Source organism: Bradyrhizobium sp. (assembly GCF_049586575.1).
GTDB lineage: Bacteria > Pseudomonadota > Alphaproteobacteria > Rhizobiales > Xanthobacteraceae > Bradyrhizobium.
In genome coordinates this window covers 1-5,562 of record NZ_JBAVCF010000300.1, presented here as the reverse complement: position 1 = coordinate 5,562, position 5,562 = coordinate 1, and the positions used below count along the sequence as shown (strand labels likewise).

The following is a 5,562-nucleotide window of genomic DNA, read 5'->3' as shown; positions in this document are numbered from 1 at the left end:
GCTCTGTAATTGGCGCCGCTAACACATTTGACACCAACGGCGCGGCCGGCGGCTTGATCGCAACGCCGGCAAGCGCTTCCGCCATCGCATCGGCCGCCGGCTGCATCAACCGGCAATGAAACGGTGCCGACACCGGCAGCAGCATCGCGCGCCTGGCACCTTTTGTTTTCGCGATCTCGACGGCACGCTCGACGGCGGCTTTGTCGCCGGAAACGACCACCTGGCCGCCGCCATTGTCGTTGGCGGCCTGACAGACCTGTCCTTGTGCTGCTTCGTCCGCAACAGCTACCGCGGCCTCGTAGTCCAGACCGAGCAAGGCTGCCATGGCGCCGACCCCTACCGGAACGGCCTTCTGCATGGCCAGCCCACGAATGCGAAGCAAGCGCGCGGTGTCGGTCACGGTGAGGCTACCGGCCGCCGCCAGCGCGGAATATTCGCCGAGCGAGTGTCCGGCAACGAAGGCGGCGTTTTTGGCCACAGAGAAACCGGCTTCGCCTTCCAGCACGCGCATCGTCGCCAATGAGACTGCCATCAGCGCCGGTTGGGCATTTTCGGTGAGTTGCAATTTCTCGGCCGGACCTTCCCAGATAATAGCTGTCAGCTTTTCGCCGAGTGCAGCATCGACCTCGTCGAACACCGCGCGCGCCGCCGGAAAAGACTCCGCCAGCGCCTTGCCCATGCCGACGGCTTGGGAACCCTGACCCGGAAAGGTGAATGCTGCCGTCATGAATGCTCCCGGACATCTATTTCTCCCGCGGACGCTCCGCCGCAAGCGGAAAAGCAGGAAATATGTATATTTTCAGTATCTTGCGAGAAAATCCAAAACCAGGATCGTACCAAGTCGCCAATCGGGCCCGCAAGCCGGGCCGAAAGACACCGCTCGAGGCCGGGCTGTCAAGCTGCGCCGTAGAATGAAACCCGCCTCAAGCGGACGGGCGCCTAAAACCCGCCTCCGGTCTGGTCAACGCCAACTTCGACGCCAGCCTGCGCGCGCCGTGCGCTGCTCACGAGTTTTCCGGGACGGTCGTCATGGTCAGGTTTGGCGGTCGCGAGCCGCAGCACGGCGGCATAACCGGTTTGCACCTCCATACGGCCGGCGAAGCGGCTTTGGCTGAGAATGCGATGAACGAGTGGAAGGTTGTAGCAGGGGACGTAGAACAGCAGATGGTGTTCCAGGTGGTAGTTTACATAATAGGGCGCGATGAACAGCCGCTCGGCGAAATTGGCCCGGGTCGTGCGCGTGTTGCGCAGGGGATCGTGGCTGTCCGGAACGACGGCATGTTCGGCGATATTACGAATGCGAGTGATCACCATCATCCAGGTCAGAAGCGGCACCAACCAAAGCAGCGGATATGCCCACCAGACGCCGGCCGCAGCCAGTGCTGCAAACAGCATCACGTTCGTCAGGCATTGAGGACCGAGCTTGTCCCAGAAATGAGCGGCGCGGCGCCCAAGTGGCCATCCTTGAGGGCCGAGAGCATTCAACAATTGCGCCTTGCGCTGCTGGTAGCCGGTCTGTCCCGTGATGTCGCGAAAGAACTTGCGGCGATAGCTCAACCTCGTGATCGGAAACGGGGCCGATAGCACGAGGTCAGGGTCGTCCTCCTGTTGGGTTCGCGCATGGTGCTGCAGATGATAGCGGCGATAGGCGCGGGTCTCGGCAAAGATGGGGTAGGCGCAAAACCACTGGCTCAAGGTCAGGTTGAGCTTCTCGTCGGCGGACAGGCATCCGTGCGCCCCGTCATGCATCAGGATGGCAAGCCCAAGCTGACGCGAGCCGACGATCGCGACCGCCAACAGGTAAGTCACGGGATTGGGCCACCAGGCGACCAGCGCGATCGCCCCCAGGATCAGCGCCCAGGCATGCGCGATCAGGGCCGCGCCCTTCCAGGTCGAGCGGCGGCGGACTCCGATCAACTGCTCTTCTGTCAGAAAATCGCGGGCGCGCATGCGAAGTGCGGTCATCTCCTAAGCCTCCCGATCCGATTTTGTGGCAGCGGACGCGCCGACCTCGTCAACCCGGCGCAGCCGCGCCGCGTCGTCAGACGGCGACACTTGCTCGTCAAGTACACGCAGCATCTCGGCGCAGAGCGCGTCGGACGAGCGACCCATGGCGTAACCCTCGACCATGACGCCGATCGCAACCGCCCAGAACCTTCGCGAAGTCGTGTCAGGTTCGCGCAGGCTGCGCCAGCCGTGCCGGTCGATCTTGTTTGCGTAGGCCCGCAAGCCTTCCGCGTGCAATCGATCGATGGTGCGCTCGACAAGCGGCGCCAAGTCCTGGCGGCGGCGCGTCAATGTCAACGCTTCGGCGAAGAAGGCGACGGAGTCCGTTGAGGTTACGGTCTCGACCAGCGCCCGCGTGTAGTCCCGCGGCGTCCGCGCCTGAAGGGCGGCCGCCTCCGCGGCACGCGCGAGATAGAGCATGTCGCGGCACGCAGCTTCGACGAACAAGGCCTCTTTGGTCCGGAAATAATAGGTGATCTGGCTAGGAAAGGCATCGGCAACGGCAGCGATGTCGGCAATCGAGACCCCCGATAGCCCGCGCTCCCGGAACAGACGGCTCGCGGCATCCAGGAGCAGCGAACGCATTTTGCGTCCGGCTGTGCGGGTCGCCCGTACCGTATGTTTCGGATCGCCAACGGGCATGTCGGACGCGATTTCTAAGGCCATGAGGCTCTCCACTTGAGTTATTTGTATGATATACAAACAAATAACTCAAGGAAAACCGCACCGACGCTGGGTCCGCGTTTCACCGACAGCTCCGGCCCTGACGATATTGGAACCGGCAGACTCCACCGTTTTGCTTGCCAGCACGGCCAAAATGCTTATAACGCGCCCATCCGTGGGTCCCCGGCCGGGAGCTGAACGGACGGTCTCAGCAATTTCACCCTTTCAGGTGTTTTGATGCGGCAGGGCCAGTCGGCCCGTCGTCCCGTGCTTCCGCCTTCTTGAGCTTATCCCGAGTCCTTTCCGAAGGGTTCGAAGGGCTTGCCGCCGGCGACCTACGCCAACACAGGAAAGGACATCCATGCCTCTTTATGAGCATGTTTTTCTCGCGCGTCAGGACGCGAGCACCCAGCAGGTCGAAGAACTGACCACCCAGATGACCGGCATCGTCGAGCAGGCCGGCGGCAAGGTCACCAAGACGGAGAACTGGGGCGTGCGCTCGCTGACCTATCGCATGAGCAAGAATCGCAAAGCGCACTTCGTGCTGCTCAATATCGACGCGCCCTCGGCCGCGGTTGCCGAGATCGAGCGTCAGGAGCGGATCAGTGAAGACGTGATCCGTTACCTGACCGTTCGTGTCGAGGAGCTTGAAGAAGGTCCCTCGGCGATGATGCGCAAGGCCGATCGCGACCGCGAGCGCGACGATCGGGGTGGCGGTTTCCGTGGTGATCGCGACGGTGGCTTCCGTGGCGATCGTGACGGCGGCTTCCGCGGCGATCGCGGCCCACGCCGCCCCCGCGAAGACGTCGAAGTGGCGGAAGAGGAGTAAGAACCATGGCCGAAGCTGGTGCACGCCGTCCGTTTTTCCGCCGCCGCAAGACCTGCCCGTTCACGGGTCCGAATGCGCCGAAGATCGACTACAAGGACTCCAAGCTGTTGATGCGTTACGTTTCCGAGCGCGGCAAGATCGTGCCGAGCCGCATCACTGCCGTTTCCGCCAAGAAGCAACGCGAGCTCGCGCGCGCCATCAAGCGCTCGCGTTTTCTCGGTCTGCTTCCTTACGTCATTCGCTAAAGAACCTCGGTCCGCGGCCTGTGCCGCGGGCCGGACTATTCATAAGGCTTCCGGGTCGTCCGGTTGCCGATGGTTGGGGTCAAAAAGACCTCTAACCGCTCGAAGGGGGCGGGACAGCTGATGATCGCGACCATATCCATGGCATTGGCGGCCGGCCTCGCGTCGGCTTTGATGTTCGCCTCGATCACGTCGGGCGCGCCGATTTCGCTGCTGCTGATCAACCTCGCGCCATTGCCGCTGATGGTAGTGGGCGTGGTATGGGGCCCGTTAAGCGCAGCCATCGGCGGGATCGCGGCGACGGCCGTCATTGCCTCCCTATTTGGCCTTCCCTATTCCGGAATGTTTGCGGTGGTGAATGCACTGCCGGCCTGGTGGCTGGCGCATCTCGTCCTGCTCGCGCGTCCGGTTCCGCAGGAAGTCGCCGGCGCAAATCCGGACGACACGCTGGAGTGGTACCCGGTCGGCCGGATTCTGCTCTGGATCGTCTTTTTTGCAACCATCATCACGGCGATCACGCTGCTCATGATGGGCACCGATGCCGCAGCGATCCACAATACGATTCGCAAAGGCTGGGGCGACATTCTGGAATCGACGGGCCTGACGCTCAACGATTCCACGCTTGATGCGCTGGTGCTGATCGCGCCCATAGGCGCGGAAATGGCTGCCGTGGCCATGCTGACACTCAACCTGTGGCTCGCGGCCAAAATCGCCGCGACATCGGGAAGATTGCACCGCCCGTGGCCGGATCTGAAAAATACGGCGCTGCCGAACGTGGTGATCGCAGTCCTGTTTGCTGGCATCGTCTGCTGTTTTTCCCGCGGGCTGCCGGGGATTTTTGCGCAAGTGGTAACCGCCGGCCTTTCGATCGCCTATGCCTTGACCGGCTTTGCCGTGCTGCACACCCTTACACTCGCCCTGAAAAGCCGCCCGTTGTGGCTTGGTTGCGCCTACGCCGTGGTCGCTGGCTTCGCCTGGGCTCTGTTGGCAGTCGCCTTGCTTGGGCTAGCCGACGCCGTCTTTGGACTCCGCCAGCGCTATTTGCGCAGCAGACCGCCGCCACTGCCCAAGTCCTGATCATGAACCTCACTTTTCAATCCGAAATAGTCTGAAAGGAAAACGAACATGGAAGTCATTCTGCTGGAACGCGTCGCCAAGCTTGGCCAGATGGGTGAAGTCGTCCGCGTCAAGGACGGGTTTGCCCGCAATTTTCTGCTCAAGCGCGGCAAGGCGCTGCGGGCGACCGCAGACAACCGCGCCAAATTCGATGGCATGAAGGCCGAACTGGAAGCGCGCAACCTTCAGGCCAAGGGTGAAGCCGGCAAGGTCGCCGAAAAGATCGACGGCCGCAACGTCGTCATCCTCCGGCAGGCCTCAGAGACTGGACAGTTGTTCGGGTCGGTCAGCGTTCGCGACATCATCTCGTCGTTCCAGAACGATGGCGTCAGCATCAGCCGCAGCCAGGTCATGCTGGACGCGCCGATCAAGACCATCGGCAAGCACAAGATCGCGATCGCCGTGCATCCGGAAGTCGAAGTTGGCGTGACCGTCACGGTTGCGCGCAGTGCGGACGAGGCCGAACGCATCAACCGCGGCGAGGATATCTCGACGCGTCAGGAAGATCGGGATGCAGCCGCGGAAGCCATCGCTGCCGCCGGCGAGTTCTTCGATCCCGAAGCCCTCCCCACCGATTTGGCGCCGCAGCCGAGCCCCGCACCCGAAGAATAGGCGGCGGACCTTGACCGATACGAAAAAACTCGGCCGATCAGGCCGAGTTTTGTTTTCGTGGGTTGCAGACTTGTCGGCGCAAATGCCGCTGCC

Annotated in this window: 7 protein-coding genes; 4 read left to right on the top strand and 3 right to left on the bottom strand. The window is 62.4% G+C overall.

Translation table 11 applies throughout. From position 1 onward, the window contains the following. The 3 genes from WB528_RS11695 to WB528_RS11685 all read right to left on the bottom strand — a co-directional run. Positions 1-727: ACP S-malonyltransferase (locus tag WB528_RS11695; RefSeq protein ID WP_423888571.1), on the bottom strand; the 727-nt coding region annotated here is incomplete at its 3' end. 212 nt (positions 728-939) lie between these two features. Beyond that, positions 940-1,965 carry a fatty acid desaturase family protein gene (locus tag WB528_RS11690; RefSeq protein ID WP_423888570.1) on the bottom strand — a complete coding sequence of 342 codons (1,026 nt, stop codon included), beginning with the start codon at positions 1,963-1,965 and terminating at the stop codon, positions 940-942. A gap of 3 nt (positions 1,966-1,968) precedes the next feature. Beyond that, positions 1,969-2,673: a TetR/AcrR family transcriptional regulator C-terminal domain-containing protein gene (locus WB528_RS11685; RefSeq protein WP_423888569.1), complete on the bottom strand. Its 705-nt coding sequence runs from the start codon at positions 2,671-2,673 to the stop codon at positions 1,969-1,971. Between the two features lie 358 nt (positions 2,674-3,031). Here WB528_RS11685 and rpsF point away from each other — a divergent pair, with 358 nt between their 5' ends. The 4 genes from rpsF (at position 3,032) to rplI (ending at position 5,469) form a co-directional block, all read left to right on the top strand. Continuing rightward, positions 3,032-3,499, top strand: coding sequence for a 30S ribosomal protein S6 (gene rpsF / locus WB528_RS11680; RefSeq protein WP_423888568.1), 468 nt, complete (start codon positions 3,032-3,034; stop codon positions 3,497-3,499). 5 nt (positions 3,500-3,504) lie between these two features. Continuing rightward, entirely contained in the window at positions 3,505-3,744 is a 240-nt protein-coding gene (rpsR, locus tag WB528_RS11675) for a 30S ribosomal protein S18 (protein ID WP_002711478.1), read from the top strand. A 120-nt stretch (positions 3,745-3,864) separates the two neighbouring features. Beyond that, positions 3,865-4,818 carry a hypothetical protein gene (locus WB528_RS11670; RefSeq protein ID WP_423888567.1) on the top strand — a complete coding sequence of 318 codons (954 nt, stop codon included), beginning with the start codon at positions 3,865-3,867 and terminating at the stop codon, positions 4,816-4,818. Between the two features lie 48 nt (positions 4,819-4,866). Further along, a complete protein-coding gene (gene rplI / locus WB528_RS11665; RefSeq protein WP_423888566.1) occupies positions 4,867-5,469 on the top strand; it encodes a 50S ribosomal protein L9 in 603 nt (200 codons plus the stop codon). Positions 5,470-5,562: the final 93 nt, after the last annotated feature.